17 protein-coding genes are annotated in these 19,507 nt (G+C 60.1%); 6 read left to right on the top strand and 11 right to left on the bottom strand.

Annotated elements, in window-relative coordinates; all coding sequences use genetic code 11:
• The 4 genes from CKO36_RS15370 to CKO36_RS15355 form a co-directional block, all read right to left on the bottom strand.
• The coding region (locus tag CKO36_RS15370) for an IS607 family transposase (RefSeq protein ID WP_200285340.1) at nt 1–536 on the bottom strand (536 nt) is incomplete at its 3' end.
• A gap of 67 nt (nt 537–603) precedes the next feature.
• Nucleotides 604–1,593, bottom strand: coding sequence for a S49 family peptidase (locus CKO36_RS15365; protein WP_420826342.1), 990 nt, complete (start codon nt 1,591–1,593; stop codon nt 604–606).
• Nucleotides 1,594–1,596: 3 nt separating this feature from the next.
• Complete coding sequence (locus tag CKO36_RS15360; RefSeq protein WP_200285336.1) at nt 1,597–2,286, bottom strand: HAD-IA family hydrolase; 690 nt, start codon at nt 2,284–2,286, stop codon at nt 1,597–1,599.
• 30 nt (nt 2,287–2,316) lie between these two features.
• Nucleotides 2,317–3,330, bottom strand: a complete 1,014-nt coding sequence (locus CKO36_RS15355) for an RluA family pseudouridine synthase (protein WP_242469654.1) — start codon at nt 3,328–3,330, stop codon at nt 2,317–2,319.
• 451 nt (nt 3,331–3,781) lie between these two features.
• Here CKO36_RS15355 and rne point away from each other — a divergent pair, with 451 nt between their 5' ends.
• From rne to CKO36_RS15335, 4 genes are all read left to right on the top strand, one after another.
• Nucleotides 3,782–6,649 carry a ribonuclease E gene (rne, locus tag CKO36_RS15350; protein WP_200285332.1) on the top strand — a complete coding sequence of 956 codons (2,868 nt, stop codon included), beginning with the start codon at nt 3,782–3,784 and terminating at the stop codon, nt 6,647–6,649.
• A 130-nt stretch (nt 6,650–6,779) separates the two neighbouring features.
• Nucleotides 6,780–8,051 carry a sulfotransferase gene (locus CKO36_RS15345; RefSeq protein WP_200285330.1) on the top strand — a complete coding sequence of 424 codons (1,272 nt, stop codon included), beginning with the start codon at nt 6,780–6,782 and terminating at the stop codon, nt 8,049–8,051.
• A complete protein-coding gene (locus CKO36_RS15340; RefSeq protein ID WP_200285328.1) occupies nt 8,045–9,190 on the top strand; it encodes a glycosyltransferase in 1,146 nt (381 codons plus the stop codon). The genes CKO36_RS15345 and CKO36_RS15340 overlap by 7 nt, the downstream gene beginning before the upstream one ends.
• Nucleotides 9,177–9,929: a polysaccharide deacetylase family protein gene (locus CKO36_RS15335; protein ID WP_200285326.1), complete on the top strand. Its 753-nt coding sequence runs from the start codon at nt 9,177–9,179 to the stop codon at nt 9,927–9,929. The genes CKO36_RS15340 and CKO36_RS15335 overlap by 14 nt, the downstream gene beginning before the upstream one ends.
• Before the next feature lie 12 nt (nt 9,930–9,941).
• On the opposite strand, the gene CKO36_RS15330 is transcribed toward CKO36_RS15335, so the two are convergent.
• The 7 genes from CKO36_RS15330 to soxX all read right to left on the bottom strand — a co-directional run bounded on the left by CKO36_RS15330 (nt 9,942) and on the right by soxX (nt 16,217).
• Complete coding sequence (locus CKO36_RS15330; protein ID WP_242469653.1) at nt 9,942–10,595, bottom strand: PqiC family protein; 654 nt, start codon at nt 10,593–10,595, stop codon at nt 9,942–9,944.
• Nucleotides 10,596–12,296, bottom strand: a complete 1,701-nt coding sequence (locus tag CKO36_RS15325; RefSeq protein ID WP_200285324.1) for a PqiB family protein — start codon at nt 12,294–12,296, stop codon at nt 10,596–10,598.
• A gap of 27 nt (nt 12,297–12,323) precedes the next feature.
• A complete protein-coding gene (locus CKO36_RS15320; protein ID WP_200285322.1) occupies nt 12,324–13,586 on the bottom strand; it encodes a paraquat-inducible protein A in 1,263 nt (420 codons plus the stop codon).
• A 67-nt stretch (nt 13,587–13,653) separates the two neighbouring features.
• The gene (locus CKO36_RS15315; protein ID WP_200285320.1) at nt 13,654–14,334 is read right to left on the bottom strand and encodes a rhodanese-like domain-containing protein; all 681 of its coding nucleotides are present in this window, start codon (nt 14,332–14,334) and stop codon (nt 13,654–13,656) included.
• A gap of 35 nt (nt 14,335–14,369) precedes the next feature.
• Nucleotides 14,370–14,927 carry a hypothetical protein gene (locus CKO36_RS15310; protein ID WP_207161488.1) on the bottom strand — a complete coding sequence of 186 codons (558 nt, stop codon included), beginning with the start codon at nt 14,925–14,927 and terminating at the stop codon, nt 14,370–14,372.
• 48 nt (nt 14,928–14,975) lie between these two features.
• On the bottom strand, nt 14,976–15,812 hold the full coding sequence (soxA, locus tag CKO36_RS15305) for a sulfur oxidation c-type cytochrome SoxA (RefSeq protein ID WP_200285316.1): 837 nt from the start codon (nt 15,810–15,812) through the stop codon (nt 14,976–14,978).
• A 24-nt stretch (nt 15,813–15,836) separates the two neighbouring features.
• Nucleotides 15,837–16,217 carry a sulfur oxidation c-type cytochrome SoxX gene (gene soxX / locus CKO36_RS15300; RefSeq protein WP_200285314.1) on the bottom strand — a complete coding sequence of 127 codons (381 nt, stop codon included), beginning with the start codon at nt 16,215–16,217 and terminating at the stop codon, nt 15,837–15,839.
• Between the two features lie 237 nt (nt 16,218–16,454).
• Between soxX and soxB the strand changes: the two genes are divergently transcribed.
• Both soxB and CKO36_RS15290 read left to right on the top strand, forming a co-directional pair.
• A complete protein-coding gene (gene soxB, locus CKO36_RS15295; protein WP_200285313.1) occupies nt 16,455–18,242 on the top strand; it encodes a thiosulfohydrolase SoxB in 1,788 nt (595 codons plus the stop codon).
• A 421-nt stretch (nt 18,243–18,663) separates the two neighbouring features.
• Nucleotides 18,664–19,392, top strand: a complete 729-nt coding sequence (locus CKO36_RS15290; protein ID WP_200285311.1) for an endonuclease/exonuclease/phosphatase family protein — start codon at nt 18,664–18,666, stop codon at nt 19,390–19,392.
• The last annotated feature ends 115 nt before the right edge of the window (nt 19,393–19,507 follow it).

Raw genomic sequence — 19,507 nt, 5'->3', positions numbered from 1 at the left:
GAAAAACCATCCACGATGGTCATCAAGTCCTGCACCAGCTCCTGTTCGGACGAAAGCCTTTCTTGATTCAGTACCAGGATTTCGCAGCCGTGTGTCTTGGCGTAATGCTCGAACCACTCGAACCCAACGCGCGTCAGCCGGTCTTTGTGGGCGAGGATCAGGGTGTTGATGCTCCGCTGCCCGATCTCATCCATCAGTGCCAAAAAACGCTGGCGCTTGAAGTTCAAGCCGCTTCCCACGTCTTCGACGAATTCGACGTTCGCTAAACCTCTCGCCACAACAAACGCTTCCAGCACCCGGCGCTGGTTAGCCAGGTCTGGCCTCTGTGCGGCCGATGAGACTCGGCAATAGGCCTCTATTCGCGCTGGACACTCGGGCGTCTGTCGCCATCCGATGAACGCTCGCCACTGGGCCTCGGTGTAAAGACGACGATTGCTGTCGGTACGCGCCACGGGAATGAGACGCCCCTCGCGCTCCCAACGCTGCAATGTCTTGACCGAAACACCCAGCTGCTTCGCCGCCTTGCCTGTACTCATGGTGCTTTCCATGAGACAATAATACACTATCGCGCATTTTTTATAAGACTAGAGTCTAGCTCCGGTCTCAACGCAGCGACACCAGACCATCTGCCCCCATCAGCTGCGCCCAGGTCGATGCCATGGTCGCCCCCAGCCGCTCGGCCAAGCGCTCCAGCAGATCGCGCTTGCGACTGTAGGTAACGATGTCCTCGGCACCAATCAGATCCCGTGCCACCGAGCTGCTGCTGCCCAAGCCATCGGCCAGTCCCAGCTCGACACTCTCGGCTCCGGTCCAGAACAGTCCGCTAAACAGCTCATCACCACCGGTGAGCCGCTCCCCGCGCCCTTCCTTAACCGCCGCAATAAACTGCTGATGCAGTCCATCGAGCAGGCGCTGCACAAAGGCCTCATCGAAGGGCTCCAGCGGCGAGAAGGGATCGAGAATCCCCTTGTGATCGCCAGCGACCAGCAGGCGGCGCTCAATCCCGAGTTCTTCCATCGCGCGGGTAAAGCCAAACCCGTCCATGCGCACGCCGATGGAACCGATCAGGCTGGCCGGATTGACATATATTTGATCCGCCGCTACGGCAATGTAGTACGCTCCCGACGCACAGACATCCATCGCCACCGCATAGACCGGCTTGTCAGGATATTTCTTCTTCAGTCGCTGAATTTCGTCATTCACATACCCGGACTGCACCGGACTGCCACCAGGGCTGTTGATGCGCAGAATAATGCCCTTGGCCTGCTCGGTCTTGAACGCCTTGCGCAGCGCTGTGATGAGCTTGTCCGCGCTGGCATCGGTGTCAGCAGCGATCATGCCCTTGACCTCAATGAGCGCACTGTGCTCATCGCTTACACCAACGGATTGACTCAGCGTATCGGCATAGACGGCCAGCAACAGAATCACCACATAAACCAGCGCGGCAAGCTTGAAAAACAGCCCCCAGCGCCGAGCGCGCCGCTGATCGCGCAGAAACTCAACCGTCACGCTATTAATCAGCGCCCGCTCCCAGTTGGGATCCTGGGGATCGGGTAACCGACTCGACGGCAGTTGACGAAAAGGCCAGCGCATCATTTAGAGCATCTCCGGTGTGAGGGTAGGACTGGACTGCCAACCGCGCGCGGCCAACCAGCCCGGCAGTTCGCCGATGGCGTGAATCAGGTCCAGAGGAGCGCAGGCCAGCAGCCGCTCGCGATCATGCACCCCATAGCTGACGCCCAGTGCGGCCATACCGGCATTCTGCGCCATGCGCAGATCAAATTCGGTATCACCGATCATCAGCGCCGCCTCCGCGCGGGTGCCTAGTTCATCGAGCACCTCCAGGAGCATCTGCGGATGAGGTTTGGAAAAGGTCTCATCGGCACAGCGGGTGGCATGAAAATAGGGGCCCAAACCGGATTCCTCCAGCGCCCGATCCAGCCCGCGCCGACTCTTGCCAGTCGCCACCGCCAGCAGCCACCCTTGGGCGTGCAGATCGCGCACCACCTCAAACGCCTGCTCAAACAGCGGCGTTGGTGTGGGATCAGCCCCCAAAAAGCGCCGCCGATAGGCGTCCATCAGTTGGGTTTTAACCTCAGCTCCCAGCGCCGGGTCGAGCGCGGTCATGGCCTCCTCAAGCCCGAGGCCAATCTGCATGCGGATGCTCGCCGCTGGCGGCGGTGTCAATTCCAGCTCCACAAAGGCGGCTGTCATGCAGTTGACAATACGGGCGGCTGAGTCCATCAGGGTGCCGTCCCAGTCAAAAATTATCAGCGCGGGTTTCATCTGCCTGGCTTGAATCTCCTGATTGCTGTGTTAAGTGCACTCGCGCAGCCGTGCCAGCAGTTGCTCCAGCACCGGCGGCCGCTGCGCCTGAATCCGCACCGGCTCAGCCTCGGGATGCGGGCGAAAGCCAAGTTCAGCGGCGTGCAAGAATAAGCGATTCAGCCCCAGGCTGCTCAGCCAGTCATTGCGCGCCGCCAGGCCGTATTTCTCATCACCCGCTACCGGCGCGCCAAGATGCGCGGCATGCACGCGAATCTGATGCGTACGCCCGGTATCGAGCCGCACCTCCGCGAGCGTGCAGCCGGCCAGCGTCTCGCGCACCCGAAACCAGGTGCGTGCCGGCTTGCCCTGCTGCGGATCGACCCGCACGATGCGCTCACCACTGCGCAGCTGGTTTTTGCGCAACGGCGCCTGCACCTCCATGCGCGCACGCGGCAATTCAGCCACCAGCAGGGCCGAATAGCCCTTGCGCACCTGCCCGTCACGCAACTGCTGATGCAACCAGCGCAAAATGGCCGGCTTCTTACTGATCAACAAGCAGCCCGAGGTCTCGCGATCCAGCCGGTGCACCAGTTCAAGTGACTGCTGCGGGCGCATCGCCCGCAAGGCTTCAATCAGCCCCAGGCTCAGCCCACTGCCACCATGCACCGCCAGCCCGGCCGGTTTGTCGATCACCAACAGGCCATCGTCCTCATAGAGGATTGCCGCCCCCAGATGCGCCTGCAATCCTGACGACGGCTTGGCCGCTGCGGCCACCGGCGCCTGCCGCAAAGGCGGCAGACGCAAGGAATCGCCCGCCGTTAGCCGGGTGGTTGGCTTGACACGGCCGCGATTCAGCCGCACTTCTCCGGTACGCAGAATCCGGTAAATCAAGCTGCGCGGCACACCCTTCAGATGAGTCAGCAGAAAATTATCAATCCGCTGTCCCTGGTGCTCAGCGCTAATCTGAAGATACTGAACGCCGCCGGTGGCTGTGCCCGTCTCAGCGGCATCCGCTGCTCGGGCCGGCGCTGGCGGCGCCTGATTCCATGAAGGACGGTTCAAAGGTTTTGGTTTGCTCAATGGGTGTTTCGCTGCTATCTTGACGGGTCGCCAGCCAAGTTCGGGCTGTCTGTTGATCTTACTGAAGTTCGCGCCACCACAGTGTCGCGAGCGCCATTTACCCGACAGATACCCTCGGAATTGGAGCGGGCAGGTGGGACTATTATGCAGCATTCAGCCGCTCGCAACCGCTGCAACCCACTGACAGGCGCGCGCTGCGCCGCCCGGCTCACCGGCACAGGCGACAGCAGAACATTCCGGCACGACCCCGGCGGGTCGCGCGACCCAAATCGGTGCACCGGCTCTGGCAGAGCCGGCCGCACTCTTGATAACAAACGACTGCGCGCAACAGTTCCGATGCACATCACAATGAACGACTTCAGCGTGCGCGAGGCCAGCAGCCGTCGCGCCGCCGTCACTCAGGACGCGCGCTGGCTAAGAGATTTCACCCACAATGAAAAGAATGCTCATCAACGCCACGCAACCCGAAGAGTTGCGTGTTGCCATCGTCGATGGCCAACAGCTGTTCAACCTTGATATCGAATCACCCGGTCGCGAACAGAAAAAAGCCAATATTTACAAAGGGATCATTACCCGCGTTGAGCCCAGCCTGGAGGCCGCTTTTGTTGACTACGGCAGCGATCGCCACGGTTTTCTGCCGCTGAAGGAAATCGCCCGCAGCTACTTTGAAGGCGACGCCAGCAAGCCCGGCAGCAAACACAACATCCGCGAACTGGTCCGCGAGGGCCAGGAAGTGGTGGTGCAGATCGACAAGGAAGAACGCGGCAACAAGGGCGCCGCGCTCACCACCTTCATCTCGCTGGCCGGTCGCTATCTGGTGCTGATGCCCAACAATCCGCGCGCCGGTGGCGTGTCGCGCCGTATTGAGGGCGCGGATCGCACCGAACTGCGCGAGGCCCTGAGCCAGCTTGACATTCCCGAGGACACCGGGCTGATCGTGCGCACCGCCGGGGTGGGCAAAAATATCGAAGAGCTGCAATGGGATCTTGATTATCTCAAGCAGCTTTGGGACGCGATCAAGGCATCCAGCGAGGAGCGCAAGGCGCCCTTCCTGATCTATCAGGAAAGCGATGTCATCATCCGCTCCATTCGCGACCATCTGCGTGCCGACATCGGCGAGATTGTAGTCGATGACCCGAAGATGTACGAAAAGGCTCAGGCCTTCGTGCGCTCGGTGATGCCGCACAACCTGAAAAAACTGCGGCTCTATCAGGACGAGGTGCCGCTATTCACCCGCTATCAGATTGAAAGCCAGATCGAATCGGCCTTCCAACGCGAGGTACGTCTGCCCGCCGGCGGCTCCCTGGTCATTGACCATGGCGAGGCACTGACCGCCATCGACATCAACTCAGCGCGCGCCACCAAGGGCGCCGACATTGAGGAGACTGCACTTAACACCAACCTCGAAGCAGCCGATGAGATCGCCCGCCAACTGCGTCTGCGCGACCTCGGCGGCCTGTTTGTCATCGACTTCATCGACATGACGCCAGCGCGCAACCAGCGCGAGGTCGAAAACCGCCTGCGCGAAGCGCTCAAACAGGACCGCGCCCGGGTGCAAATCTCACGCATCTCGCGCTTCGGGCTGCTGGAGATGTCGCGGCAGCGCCTGCGCCCATCACTGGGCGAATCCAGCCAGATCGTCTGCCCGCGCTGTCGCGGCCAGGGCACCATTCGCGGCGTCGAATCCCTGGCCCTCTCGGTGCTGCGTATCGTCGAGGAAGAAGCGATGAAGGACAGCACGGCGCGCATTCTTGCGCACCTTCCGGTGTCCGTCGCCACCTATCTATTGAATGAAAAGCGCCGTGCGGTCATCGCCATTGAGGATCGCCATCAGGTCGAGGTGCTGCTGGTACCCAACAAGGCCATTGAGACCCCGGAATATCGCATTGAGCGCATTCGCGGTCAGGATATGACCAAATCCGGCAGCGACGCCGATGTCAGCTATGAACTGACCGCAGAGGTCACTCCCGAGGAAATCGTCTCCCAGGTCGCCAGCACCCGCCCGGCCGATGAGCCGGCGGTCAAGCAGCTCGCGCCCTCGATGCCAGCCCCGCATCGCAGCGAAACACCCCACGGGGGCAGCACAACATCCCGCGCTGCCGCGCGCAGCAGCCAGGATCGCAACGAAAACCTGCTCAAACGCCTGTGGGTCACCTTCTTCTCGGCGCAAAATCAGGATGACAAAGCGGTTAGCGACAGCCGCAACAGCGAATCGCTACGCGAAGAACCGGCGCTGGCCAGCGATGACAGCGCAACCCCAGGCCGCTCTGCGCCTCGCGACAGCAATCAACGCCGCCCGAACCGCAATCCGAGCCACAGCCGCCGCAACGAATCCAACCCACGCCGCAGCAGCACCGAAGCCAAGCTGACCGCTGCCGAACCCCCAGGCCAGGCCAATCCCCAATCCAGCAGCCAGCCTGACGCACAATCCGACGCCCAGTCTGGCACTCAATCCAGCAGCAAACCCGGCCCCAAGTCCAGCACCGAGAGTCGCGATAACGGCGAGGAACAACCACAGCGCTCCGAACGCTCGCGCTCCAACCGCCGCGGAGGGCGCGGACGCGGCAGAAAGCCCTCTACCCCTCAGACCGACGCCAGTGCAGCCACTGCGGAGAACTCCGCCAGCGACGCCAGCTCCACCGAGCCGCGTGCCAGCTCCCGACGCTCCACGGCAGAATCCAGCCAGGCGGCCAAAACCGACACCAGCAAGCCCGACAGCCGTCGTGGGGACACAGGTGCAGAGCGCAGCGCCAACGATGACAACCAAAGTACCGCCGACGACAACACGCCAGACACCGAAGAGACCAGCAATCCCGGCGATGGCGAAGCCCCAAGATCGCGCTCCAGCCGTCGTCGTCGCGGCGGCCGCAACCGACGCAAACCGACCGCTGCGACCGGCACCGAGGGCGAAGCCCAGGCGAACGAGTCCCCCGACTCCGCAGCTGAGGCAGCCGCCCCGCAACCAGCGCAACCAGCGCAACCAGCGCAACCAGGGGATCATCCTCAAGCCGACCGGCCTGAACCTCAAGCCACCACCACAGCAGCAGAGGAAACACCAGCGCCGGCAGCCACTGAGCCACCAGCCGAACCCAAGGACACTCGGCCCGAGCCAGCCGCGCCCAAATCGGTGGCAGACGAGCAGCCATCGTCCACCAATGAGGTGCCCGCTCAACAAGCTGCGGCCCCGCGCCCCGAGGTTGATCAAGGCCTGCCACCAGCCGCCGCTGAATCCCAGGATCAGCCTCCCAGAGCGCCAGACCGCCCTGCCGCTGTGCCCTCCGAGCCTTCGTCCTCTGACTGAGCCATCGCGCTCTGAGTCAGCGTGCGCATTTCGGATTCCAGTCAGACTGGGTTAACATAGGTGTTTGCTTGTTGCTCCGCCCGCCCCGGCCCCTGGCACCAGCATAACCCTCACGCCTTTTTGCCGTTTGATGCTCAAACTCTTTCTTCTTACGTTACAGCGCTTTGTCAGTCTGATTGGGCAGAGCTTCGCTCGCCATCCGGCACTGGATGGCGTGCTGGACGACGCCTCAGGCAGTCGCACTTGGGGGCAAAGCTGGAGACGGGTATGGCAGCGGCGCTTGGTGATGCTCGCGTTTCTGCCCTTTCTGGCACTGGTGCTGGGGATTCACTGGGCGGGTTTTCTGCTTGATGAAATTTTCTTTCGCGGCTATAGGCGCGTCGCCATTCGCGAGCCGTTATTCGTGCTGGGGGTGCCGCGCAGTGGCACCACCAATCTGCACCGGGTGTTGGCACAGGATGCACAGTTCACCACCTTCAGCACCTGGGAGAGCCTGTTTGCACTCTCGGTCAGTGCGCGCAAGTTCTGGCTCGGGCTCGCGAGTCTTGATCAGCGCCTTGGCGGCTGGTTGGCGCGATTGCTGCGCTGGGTGGAAAAACATGGCTTTTCCGCCATGGACGATGTGCACCCGATGACGCTTGATGCGCCGGAAGAAGATTATTTCGCGCTGCTGCCGATTCTGTCCTGCTTTATTCTGGTACTGCCCTTCCCTTTCGTGCAGCGCCTGTGGGACATCGGGCAATTCGACCGACGCCTGTCGGTGGCGGAACAGGAGGCCATCCTGGCGTTTTACCGCGCTTGCCTGCAAAAACACCTCTATGTTCACGGGCCGGATAAGCGTCTGCTGTCGAAAAATGCCGCCTTCGCGCCTCTGGCCGGTAGTCTGAAGCGTCACTTTCCGGAGGCGCGTTTCCTGATTTGTCTGCGCGAACCGGAACGCACCCTGCCCTCGCAACTCAGTTCCATCGCCTCGGGATTGGCCTTTTTTGGCACGCCAGCGCGCAGCCCCTGGGTGCGGGATCGCTTTATTGAACAACTCAAGTTCTACTACCTAAACTTGGCAGCCCAGTTCGCCTCAATGCCGCCCGAGCGTTGTGCCTGGCTCAGTATCCAGGCCCTGCGCGAAGACTTAAGCGGCGCACTGCTCGGCGCCTATCAGCAGCTTGGGCTGCCAGTTTCCACTGCCTTTCACGCCATCCTGACCCAGGAAGCCGAGGCCAGCCGCCGCTATCGCAGCGGGCATCGCTACGCCCTGAACGACTTTGGCCTGGAGGCGGCAGCGCTCGCCGAGGCCTTTGCCGCCATCTATGCTGACCCCCGGCTGGCCAGCCTGCTGCGGCCACCGGAGACTTCGGGCGATGCGGACATTTCGGACACAGCCGTGGACAATGTTGGATGCTAAAGACACCACAACAGCCCGCAACACCTCTGGACAGACCGCTACGCGTAGCCATCCTGTCCGATGCGGCGCCCGAGCGCAATGGTGTCGGTGCCTACTATCGCGATCTGGCTGAACATCTGCGCACGGTTGGGGTGCAGGTACAGGTAGTGTCTCCGCGCTATCGTAATGGCCACTGGTATGGCGGACTGGCGGTGCCCCTGCCGGGGGATCGCACCCAAAGGTTTATGCTGCCTTCGCCCGGGCTGATCCGGCGCCGTTTGCAGCGCATCAAACCCGATGCCGTAGTCATCCCCACGCCCGGGCCTTATGCCATGCTCGGTCTGCTGTTTGCCAAACGCCACGGTGCGCGCATCATCGTTGGGTTTCACACCCACTTTGAACGGCTCGCCGCCATGAATCAGGACTGGTCGGCGCGCGCGCCCTTTGCGCAGTGGTATCTGAATCTGTGCAACCGCAAGCTGTTCCGCGACAGCCAGTTGGTACTCGCCAACTCTCAGGAGATGGTTGATATTGCCCATGGCATCGGTGCCCGCCATATTGGACTCATGGGCACTACAATTCCCCGACACCTCATTGAGCACGCTCCCAAGCCCCTGCATGGTGCTCTGGAGCGAGTACTCTTTGCCGGACGCCTGGCCCCGGAGAAAAATCTCGAAGCGGTGGTTCAGGCCGCCGCTGCCCTGCCCCAGGTACGTTTTTTGATCGCCGGCGAGGGGCCGATGCGCCCCTGGCTGCAAGCGCAAGCTGAACGTCTGACGAACCTCGAAATGCTTGGCTGGGTGCACCGTCGCAACATGCGGCCACTGATCGACAGCGTCGATGCCCTGGTGCTGCCCTCCACGGTTGAGTCCTTTGGCACCATTGCTCTGGAGGCCATGGCCCGCGCACGACTGGTGGTGGTGTCGGCTCAATGCGGCATTCTGAGCTGGGAACAACTCAATCGCGGTCTGTTTCAGATCCAAGCCCAGGAAACGCTGGCCGACGTGTTGCGCCGCATAGCCCACCTGACCCCACAGGAACGCGACCACACCGCCGCCATCGCTCGCGCGGCAGCCATCGACATTAACGCGCGCACCTTGCAGCACTGGCTGGAGATTCTGCGCGACGGCCGTCTGACCGGTATTCATGCCAACCCCTGACGCCCAAACAACACCGCCGGCGCCTGAACCGCTGAGTCTGGTATCCGTGCATGATGTGATGCCCGAGACGCTGAACGTCGTCGAGCGGGTACTGGCGGAACTCGCTGCCTTGCAGGTCGAGCCGGTCACCCTGCTGGTAGTTCCAGGTCGCGACTGGTCAGCGGCCGACATTGAGCGGCTGCATGCCCTGGTGCAGCGAGGCTATCGGCTGGCTGCGCACGGCTGGTTGCATCATTGCGACCGTCTGGGCGGACTCTATCACCGGCTGCACGCACGGCTGCTGTCGCGTCGGGTGGCCGAGCATCTGGCGCTGGACACAGAAGGCATCCTGGAACTGTTGCACCGCAGCCGCCATTGGTTCGTTGCTCAGGGATTTGCGGCGCCGACGCTCTACGTCCCACCGGCCTGGGCCATGGGCGCTATCACGCGCACGCATCTGCGTGCCGCCGCGCCTTTTGCGCAATACGAGGTCTTTGGTGGCATCTATGTCGCCAAGACGGGCCAATTCATCTCCACGCCCATGCTCGGCTACGAAGCGGACAGCGCGGCGCGAGTGCCACCCTTGCGCCTGTGGAACGCCTTTAACCGCTGGCGCGCACAGCGCGCCAAGGTGCTGCGCATCGGCATTCATCCCTATGATTTCGACTATGCCCTGGCCCAGGATCTGCGGGCCGATTTAAGCCGTTTCAGACGCTTTCGTGAGTATGCCGCTGTCGAGGATGACAAGAGCGCGTCCTGACTGACAGCCACTTCAGTCGGTGGACGCGCTTAAGGGCTGTGGTCGCGGCAAGGATTGCAATTCCCGGGCAACATCCTGACTGAACTCGGCCAATGCGGTGCTCAATGCGACAACCTGCTGGGCAATGCTGGCCTCAGCCGGCAGTGGCTGACGATAGACATCCTCGCGCATCCTGAGCACCTCTTCGGTAGACGGATTCAGCACCGCCCAGCGCACCTTGAGCATGGCCTGATCGGCGGGGCCGGCCTCGAAGGCGATGATCTCGGCCAGCACTCGAAAGTCCAGCGGCAAGCGCAGCTCGGAGGGAAACACCACGATGCGACTGGTGCGCAACTCACGGCCGAGATTCTCCGAGAATACCCGCAGAAAATCATCGTCCAGGCTACCACCCCAGCGATTAAATTCATCCAGTGTCAGTTGATTGCCGCCCGCGCGCTGCACCACCTGCGGGCGATCGAGAAAGCGCGGAAAACTCACCGGCCCCAAGCCAACCGCCAGTTGCCCACCGCGCAGGCTGGCGATTTCAGCCCGGTCTGCGGTTACAGCGGTCAGGGTATAAAAGGTCGATGGCGGCGAACTGGCACAGCCACTCAGCTGTATCAGCAGCTGCATCAGCACCAACAGCAGCGCCGCTGCCCGAGGCCCATACTGAAGTCTTTGCATCATCTAAGGTCGTGCTCCTTTTCCTTTTAACAGTGCCTCAGGATGGCGTTCGAGGTAGTCCGCCAAGACGCGAAACGAGCGCGCCGCCGCTTTAATCTCACGCAAACTGCCCAAGGCTTCCTGGCTGAGGGGGGCATCGGGGGCCACCTGCGCATTGACCGACTGGAGTGCGCGCTCCGCCTGGCGCAGAACACCAAGCAACTGCGGACCCAACGCCTGATCAAGCTGCGCGCTCAGCTGCACAAGATGTTCAATCAGCACGCTAGCCTCTCTCAAACTATCCTTGAGCTGGGGCGACTCGGTCAGTGCCCGCACGGCCGCCAGACTGCCGGCCAGATCATCGCCAATGCGTTGGAAGGGAATGGCATCCACATGGGTCAAAATCCGGTTGGCCTTGGTGGTGATCGCCTCGATCTCCGTCGGCAGCGTAGGCAAAACAGGATAGCCGTCATGTTGACCGATGGTCACGGGGGATGCCTTGGGATGCAGATCAAATTCAATATAGAGTTTCCCGGTCAGCAGACTGCCGGTCTTCAGCTGCGCCCGCAAGCCATTGTCCACCAATGCGTGCATCAAGGCCTCACCCGTGCGCGTAAAGTCCACGGACTGCGCGGTGGTTTGAAGTTGCTTGACCCGCTCGGGTTCGATCTCAATGAGCACCGGAATCTGAAAATCCATGCGCGCGGGATCGAATTCGAGCTGAATATCCAGTACCTGCCCAACCTGAATGCCACGCAGGGACACCGGCGCATTCACCGACAGCCCGCGCACCGAGCCATCGAACAGCAGCACAAAGCGCTTTTTGTTCAAATAAGACCGCTTATGCGCCTGCTGACGATTGGCATAGAGCGGGAAAAACTGTCCTTCGCGCGCATGCAGGCCCTTGGCATCGAGCGTATCCGGCGTATCGAAGGCGATCCCGCCGATCAGCATCGAGACCAGTGACTCACTGTCAATGGAAACGCCATTGGCCGTCATGCGCACATCAATACCGCTGGCATTCCAGAAGCGGGTGGTGGTAAACACCAGTTGGTCGTGTGGTTTGGTAATGAAAATTTCGATGGTTACCGCCCGGCCATCCTGATCGAGCTGATAATTCACCACCTGCCCGACCTGAATGTGGCGGTAATACACCGGGGCGCCCAGGTTCAACGACCCCAGAGTGGGCGCACGCAGCGAGAAGCTCGCCCCGGGTTCCGAGGTGGTAATGACCGGCGGGTTTTTGAGTCCGACAAAATGCCGCTTTGCTTTCCCTTTTGTCACTGGATCCACCGCTACATAAGCGCCTGACAACAGGGTTTCGAGTCCCGATACCTGACTGGCGGTGACGCGCGGTTTGGCAATCCAAAAGCGCGTGTTTTCGGTCAGATAGGAGGCCGCATCGCGCGTCAGATCGGCGGTCACCAGCACGGTTTCGAGATCCGCAGACAAGCCGATGGAGGACACCTGGCCAATCTCCACGTCCTTGAATTTCACCTTGGTCTTGCCGGCTTGCAAACCGCTGGCACTCTCAAACTCAATGGTGATGGTCGGACCACGCTGGCTGATGGTATGCACCGCCAGCCAGGCACCGATGGCCAGCGCCACCAGGGGGACCAACCACACCAGCGACCAGCGCTCGCGCTTGACCACCCGCGCTTCGGCGAGCGCCGGTTCCGGGCTTGGCTGCGCGCCTTGAGCCACGCGCGCTTGGGGTTCCGTCATAGAATTATCGTCCGATTCGTGGCACTTTCATGGCGCTGGAGGATCAGGGGCCGCCGGCCTGGCTGTTGTATCCCAAATCAGTCGCGGATCGAAGCTCATGGCCGCCAGCATGGTAATGATCACCACGGCGCAGAAAAACACTGCCCCGGCTTCGGCCTGGATGGAAGCCAGGTTGCCCAGATGAACCAGCGCCACCAGAATGGTCACCACATAGACATCCACCATAGACCAGCGCCCGATGGCCTCGGTCATGCGATACAGCCGGGTGCGATCCACCGGACGCCAGCGCCAGCGCTGTCGCACCGAAATGAGCAGCAAGAACAGAATCAGCAACTTCAGCAAGGGCACGAAAATACTGGCCACAAAAACCACCAGCGCCAGCGGCCACATGCCATGATTCAGCAGAAAGATCACGCCAGAGAGAATGGTATCCGATTGCGCATTGCCGAGGGAGGTGACGGTCATGATCGGAAACACATTCGCCGGAATGTAAAAGGCCAGCGCAGCGATCACCAGCGCCCAGGTGCGCTGCAAACTCAGCGGCTTGCGGTGATGCAGCACACTGCCACAGCGCGGGCAGGTACAGCAGGAGCGGTCCGCTTCCGCCGCGCGCAAGGCGGCTTCCGGCACCACCAGCTCGCAGGTTTCACAGCCCAGCACCGCCTCACCGGCCCTCGGATGAAGACGCACCGGCGGGCGCAGCGGTACGCGCTGCCAGACAATTTCGGGATCAAGCGCGGACTGCGCCGCCGCCAGCACGAAAATCAGCACCACAAAAGCGAATAGGGACACCCCAGGGACAATGGTGGCCATCTCGGTAAGCTTGACCACCGACACCAGAATGCCAATCAGGAAGACATCCATCATGCCCCAGGGCCGCAAATGACGGAACAGGCGCATCAGTTGTGCCAACCAGGGCGCAAAGCGGCCCAGCTTGAGCGGCACCAGCACCATCAGCAGCAGCGCCAGTTGCAGCCCCGGGGCCAGGATGCTGGTAAAGAACACCACCAGCGCCACTTCTCCCTTGCCCTGATTGAACAGACTCACAATGCCGGTGCTGAGGGTGGTTTCGGTCACCTGCCCCTGCATTTGAAAAGACAGGAAGGGAAAGCTGTTGGCGATTATGAACAGAATCACCCCGGCCAGTGTCAGGGCCAGGGTACGGTCGAGACTGTTGGCTTGCGCGCGGTGCAGTCTGAAGCCGCACCGCGCGCAATGCACTGAGCTGCCCGGAGCGACTGGTGCGGCTTGCTGCAACAGATCGCATTCGGGACACAGATAGACGGACATCAAAGCACGCAATACCCCAGGGGCTCACCCGGAGCTGCGGGGCACAACGGCTGAAGCCGCTCGGCCCTCATTCGGGCTCGACGATGGTCAGCCCCACACTGGCCCAGTCCTGCATGCCGCCGCGATACCATTTTATTTTATGCACCGGATAGCCAATGGCATGCAGGGTCTTGATATTGATTGACGACTGCGGGCACCAGATACCATTGCAGAAAAACACCAGGGTTTTGGCATCGGCAAACGACCAGGCTCCGGTGGTCGGGTTCTGGGTGGCGCCAAACTCATCGGCCAGAATATGCACCAGGGTATCGGCCTCGGTCGGCGTCTCGAAGGTGCCCTCGCCTTCATTGTTGATCTTGTTCCAGGGAATGTTGACCGACCCCGGGATGGTGCCCCGCATGACCCAGTCCGGCGTGCGTGAATCGATCACCAGAATGCTGTTATCCCCGGCGGTCATGCGCTTCAGATAATCGAGCACATCAAGTTCGCCGATGGTTTCGACTCCGGGGACCACCTCCATGGGCTGCACGCAAAACGGCGGACAGCCGCGATCGGTTTTCTGAAAAACTTCCGGCAGGGTAGCCTCGCGATCATGACCGCGCTCAATGGTGACCGGTTGACCGTTGTGCATCACCTGAATCGACACCAGCTCGGGGGTGATGCGATTTTCAGTGGCACTCAACGCTAGGGGAAGCAGCAAACCCAACACCAGGGTGCCACTGCGGTGCGCGATTGAAGGGGTTTTCATCTCGGCAAATCTCCTTTCGAGCCTTGTTAAGAGCTTCATTGGTTGGCCGCTTGGCGCATATAGTCGGGCATGTCCGCGCCCTTCTCCCGCATCGCTTGCGCATAGCCAAATTCGCCTTGCTTGCGGGCTGCATTGGCTTGCTTGATCGCTGATTCAAATTCACCAGCTTGCGCGAGCGTTTCCGCTTGCTTGATCATTTTACGGGTATCGCGCCATTCACCGCCAACCGAATTGGCCTTATCGGCGGCGGCAGTTGCTGCCTCAATGGCTTGCTCAGCTGTGGTTTCCAGATCGGTATCCAGTGTCACTGCGCCCTTGGCCACATCCAGCGCAAAGCGGTCCTGGCGCTCGGCCCAGTTGGCCAGTTGCACGGCCTGGGAATACTCGCGCGTGCTCAGTCGCGCCCGTGCTTCGTCAAGCATCTCCACAGCAGTATCGGTCGCCACTCCAGCCGCCTGTGCCTGCTCATGCACGGCCTGGGCATCGTTGATGGCCTGTTCGGCCTCCGTGCGATGCGCAGCCCAAGCGGTGCTGATTGGCAGTAAGAGCACCAGGGCCGCCAGTAGCGCGCGGCGAATTCTTGTCTTCAACATCACTGACTCCTCTTCATCCTCATCTGTGTGTTTTGATCTAGCACCGGCTTATTTGCGCGCCCCCGGCCCGTTCAATTCCAAACCATTGTTCATATAGGTCATGAAGTATTCCAGATTGCGATACTCCTCGCCCTGCGCTGGAAAGGGCTTGGCGCGCACCTGTTTGTTACAGCCAGCAAAGCGCCGATGCAGGGTGCCCATCTCACCCCATTTGGAGCGATACACCGGGAAATGGGTGGTGTGTCCTAGCGCCGGGCTGAGAATTTCCGTGCGTAGCGTCAGACCGGAGCTACTGACGTGGCAATTGGCGCAGGCAAAATTTAACTGCCCCCGCCGCGCGAAATAAAACGCCTTGCCCTGCTCATAAGCCGCCAGCGCGCGGGGATCATCTTGGGGGATTTTTACGTCAATGATCTGGCCACGCGACTCGAAGGCGATGTAAGCCAGCAGATCGGCAATGGGCCCTTTCTTGTACTTGAGCGGCGGCTCTCCATTGGCCTCGCGGCACTCATTCAGCGCCAGCGGCAGCGTGATGACCATGCCGCGTTCCTTGTCCCAGTATGGGAACTGCCCCTCAATCGCCGGCCCATCGGCAAAGCAGTCCTTATAGGTCTTACCGTTGGCGAAGGGCGTCTCCCACATCTCCTCGCCATTGGAGATGGCGGTTTCATAGGGCGGGAATTCCTCAATCGCCTCCCAGTTCTCACGCCCAATGGGATCAATGGCATAGACACCGTTGATGAAATCCTCGACCGGAACCTTGGGGAACCGTTGTTCATAGTAGGCACGCCAGGCCGCCTGATCTTCTTCAGGCGTGGAGGCCCAAACCGGCACACCGAGCAGCAGACACAGACCGACGATGATGATTTTCACTGAGGTTCGCATGGCTTCGTCTCCTAATCGCTGACCTTAAAGTCCCCAGACATATTCCACAACATCGACAAACTGCTGCGGCGTGAGAATGTCGTACCGGCCAAAGGGCGGCATGGCGGCCGTGGGCGTTTTAACCGTGGCATCCCAGATTTGTTTCGCCACCGCCTGCTTGTCTGCGTATCGGGTCTGCATCGCCACCAGCGGCGGGCCAATCGCGCCTGGGGCTTCACCGCCCGGCAGCACATGGCAGGCGATGCAGTTGCCGGTTGAGCGATCCATGGCTACGGCTTGACCAGCGGCGGCATCTCCGGATAACTCCAGCGAATCCAGATCCAGCGCCAGCGCCGGCCCAGCACCGAGTCCGATGACCAGACCGACGCCACACAGCCGTCGCTGTAATGAAGACGAAAACTTCATTTTGATCCTCCTTAGGGATGCTTGACAATGATGGTTTTTGACTGAAGAAGCCAAGAGCGCGTACGTTTTGATCGCAAAGAATTGGGTGCTAATCGACATTTATCAATGACAACAACAAAAAATTGAGCAATTGACCCAGAGCGGCGACCAAAACAAAGCGACATACTAGGTTTTTAACGCTACCATTGCGATTTCGCAATCGCTGACAACCGCTCATATCTGGAGGAGGATCCATTCATGACCATTTCCCGCCGTGAATTCATGCACCTGATGAGCCTGGCCAGCGCCGCCGGCCTGCTGCCACACTCGGTTTTTGCGCAGGCCAAGCAGCCCAGCGATCTCTACGAGGTGCCCAAGTTCGGCAATCTGAGCCTGTTGCACATCACCGACACCCATGCCCAGCTCAACCCGATCTATTTTCGTGAGCCGAACGTCAACATTGGCGTCGGCGCCGCCTATAACCGCGCGCCCCATCTGGTTGGCCAGGCGCTGCTAAAGCACTTCGACATCAAGCCCGGCAGCCTGGAGGCACATGCCTTCAGCTATCTGAATTTTGCCCAGGCGGCCGAACAATTTGGCGCGGTCGGCGGTTTTGCTCACCTCAAAACCCTGATCGATCGCCTGCGCACCGCGCGCGGTGATGGTAACAGCCTGTTGCTGGACGGCGGCGACACCTGGCAGGGCTCAGGGACCGCCTACTGGACGCGCGGTCAGGACATGATCGGTGCCTGCAACCGGCTGGGCGTGGATGTCATGACCGGGCACTGGGAGTTTACTTATCAGGACACTGAGGTCATCAAGAACATCGGGCAGTTCAAGGGCGACTTTGTTGCCCAGAACGTCAAGGTGCGCGAAGAAGCGTTGTTTGACTATCAGTTCACCGACTTCGGCGGCTTTGACGAAGACGCCGGACTGGCCTTCAAGCCCTACAGCCTCAAGGACGTCGGGGGCTGCAAGGTCGCTGTTATCGGCCAAGCCTTTCCCTACACCCCCATCGCCAACCCGTCCCGCTTCATCCCCGACTGGACCTTCGGCATCCAGGACTCACGCTTGCAGGCGATCATCAATCAGCTGCGCGCTACCGAAAAGCCGGATCTGGTCGTGCTGCTGTCGCACAATGGTATGGATGTGGACCTGAAGCTGGCCTCGCGCGTCACCGGCCTGGATGTCATCTTCGGCGGCCATACCCACGATGGCATGCCAGCGCCCAGCTTGGTCAGCAACTCCGGTGGCAAAACCCTGGTGACCAACGCCGGCTCTAATGGCAAGTTCCTCGGCGTGCTGGATCTGGAGGTCAAACAAGGCCGCCTGCGCGATTACCGCTACCGTCTGCTGCCGGTCTTTTCCAATCAGCTACCAGCCGATCCCGAGATGGCCCAGTACATCAAAAGCGTCCGCGCACCCTACCTCGATAAACTCAACGAGCCGCTCGCCACCGCCGAGGATCTGCTCTATCGTCGCGGCAACTTTAACGGCACGTTCGATCAAGTGATCTGCGATGCGCTGCTCAAGGTCAAGGATGCCCAGATCAGCCTGTCACCCGGTTTTCGCTGGGGAACCACCGTCCTGCCCGGTCAGACCATCACCATGGAAAACGTGCTGGATCAAACCTGCATCACCTACCCCGAGACCTATCGCCGCGAGATGACAGGCGCCGCCATCAAGGCCATTCTCGAAGATGTCGCCGACAATCTGTTCAACCCCGACCCCTATGTGCAGCAGGGCGGCGACATGGTGCGCGTCGGCGGACTCGACTATGTCTGCGACCCCAGCGCCGCAATCGGCCAGCGCATCAGCGCCATGCAACTCGATGATGGCACCCCGATTGATCCGGAAAAACACTATGTCGTCGCCGGTTGGGCCACCGTCGGCAGCCAAGCCCCGGACGAACCCATCTGGGAGACAGTCGCGACCTATTTGCGCGACAGCAAAACCGTCAAGCTCACCAAGCTCAACACCCCCAAGCTGAAAAACGTCCAGGGTAATCCCGGGATTGCCGACTATGCCGGCAAACTGTTGAGTTGAATACGCAACTTGCGCTCAATTAAACCAAGGGCGACGGAGCGCGTGTACGGATTGAGCTGATGAGATGAAAAAGGCTGGGGCGTGCAGACGATCTCGGAGCGTGGCACAGCCCCGGTCGTCACGGGATCGGGCTAAGAGCAAAAGAAGTGATACAGAATGATTACTCGGGGTAATATTTCGGTCTATATTCTGCCTGCACGCTGGGCAGGTATCGAACGCTTAAGTGGTGTGGACGAACGCTCTCCATGGCTTGCGTTGATTGCTCACTAGACCAGAGAATGAAGTGAGGTGAGGTGAGGCGCTATGGATTCCATGTGATCGGTGCTAGGCAAAATCCGTGCTACCAGTACTAGACAGAATCTGCCTAGCAAACCTGAGCAACATTTTGTCTAATTTACTTTTAGGCTACCGGGATTGAACAATGCTAATAGCAACTTGGAACCTTAATAACCGGGTAGGCAAACAGAAGTTTCACTCAGAAGCGGCCGACGCTGCAATAGCTCTCGACGCAGACATCGTGGTGTTTACAGAGTTTTTCCCGGGAAGTCACCTTGCATCCTTCCAAACCACGCTCGAAGATGCCGGCTGGCCCTATCAGCTTATTTCCGAAGATACTGGTGAGATATCAAATCGCATTCTTATTGTGTCGAAGTTTCCATTGGAGCGGCTATCTTTGGACCCGCCTGCTTTTGACAAACAATTCCCCGCTAATCTCCTTTGCACATTCATTCCCAGTTTAGACCTCTCTCTTATTGGTGTGCGTGTCCCCGCATACTATGGTACCAAGACAGCGTCCATGCTACTGCCTTCATGGAGCTGGCTGGAAGAAACAGCTCAAGCCCTAAAAGACCAGCCATCAATCATCCTCGGCGACCTCAATGTTTCACTAAAATCACCGAAATCCAAAGGAGGTGATCACTTCCGGCGAATCCTCGAAAACGACTGGCATCGTGCAGAACCTACAGGAAGAGCAAGCTATTTCGGTCATGGCAATATTCGCACCGAAATTGATCATATTATTGGAACCAAGCATTGCTCTTTTTTTGACTCCCAGTATGTCGAAGTTGCTGGCGATTTCACTTTAGCTGGCAAACCTAACTCGATTTCAGATCATGCGGCATTGGTTTCTCGTGTGATTCAGCCCTTTTAAGGTGGGCTAACCAGCGGCCAGAAGCTTGGCGGTCGAGACATGCGGCTTATCTTTGTATCGAGTGCGTTTGGTCAGCGGTTTTTTCGGACCCCGGCGATTTTTTCGCATGGCTTTC

This window comes from Rhabdochromatium marinum, from assembly GCF_016583795.1.
GTDB lineage: Bacteria > Pseudomonadota > Gammaproteobacteria > Chromatiales > Chromatiaceae > Rhabdochromatium > Rhabdochromatium marinum.
The sequence above is the reverse complement of the archived record's forward strand: the minus strand, read 5'-3'. Positions and strand labels throughout refer to the sequence as shown.

Coding starts and splice junctions, on each gene's coding strand:
- CKO36_RS15365 (WP_420826342.1), bottom strand. CDS start 1,593: ATGCGCTGGCCTTTTCGTCAACTGCCGTCGAGTCGGTTACCCGATCCC.
- CKO36_RS15360 (WP_200285336.1), bottom strand. CDS start 2,286: ATGAAACCCGCGCTGATAATTTTTGACTGGGACGGCACCCTGATGGAC.
- rne (WP_200285332.1), top strand. CDS start 3,782: ATGAAAAGAATGCTCATCAACGCCACGCAACCCGAAGAGTTGCGTGTT.
- CKO36_RS15345 (WP_200285330.1), top strand. CDS start 6,780: ATGCTCAAACTCTTTCTTCTTACGTTACAGCGCTTTGTCAGTCTGATT.
- CKO36_RS15340 (WP_200285328.1), top strand. CDS start 8,045: ATGCTAAAGACACCACAACAGCCCGCAACACCTCTGGACAGACCGCTA.
- CKO36_RS15335 (WP_200285326.1), top strand. CDS start 9,177: ATGCCAACCCCTGACGCCCAAACAACACCGCCGGCGCCTGAACCGCTG.
- CKO36_RS15330 (WP_242469653.1), bottom strand. CDS start 10,595: ATGATGCAAAGACTTCAGTATGGGCCTCGGGCAGCGGCGCTGCTGTTG.
- CKO36_RS15325 (WP_200285324.1), bottom strand. CDS start 12,296: ATGACGGAACCCCAAGCGCGCGTGGCTCAAGGCGCGCAGCCAAGCCCG.
- CKO36_RS15320 (WP_200285322.1), bottom strand. CDS start 13,586: ATGTCCGTCTATCTGTGTCCCGAATGCGATCTGTTGCAGCAAGCCGCA.
- CKO36_RS15315 (WP_200285320.1), bottom strand. CDS start 14,334: ATGAAAACCCCTTCAATCGCGCACCGCAGTGGCACCCTGGTGTTGGGT.
- CKO36_RS15310 (WP_207161488.1), bottom strand. CDS start 14,927: ATGTTGAAGACAAGAATTCGCCGCGCGCTACTGGCGGCCCTGGTGCTC.
- soxA (WP_200285316.1), bottom strand. CDS start 15,812: ATGCGAACCTCAGTGAAAATCATCATCGTCGGTCTGTGTCTGCTGCTC.
- soxX (WP_200285314.1), bottom strand. CDS start 16,217: ATGAAGTTTTCGTCTTCATTACAGCGACGGCTGTGTGGCGTCGGTCTG.
- soxB (WP_200285313.1), top strand. CDS start 16,455: ATGACCATTTCCCGCCGTGAATTCATGCACCTGATGAGCCTGGCCAGC.
- CKO36_RS15290 (WP_200285311.1), top strand. CDS start 18,664: ATGCTAATAGCAACTTGGAACCTTAATAACCGGGTAGGCAAACAGAAG.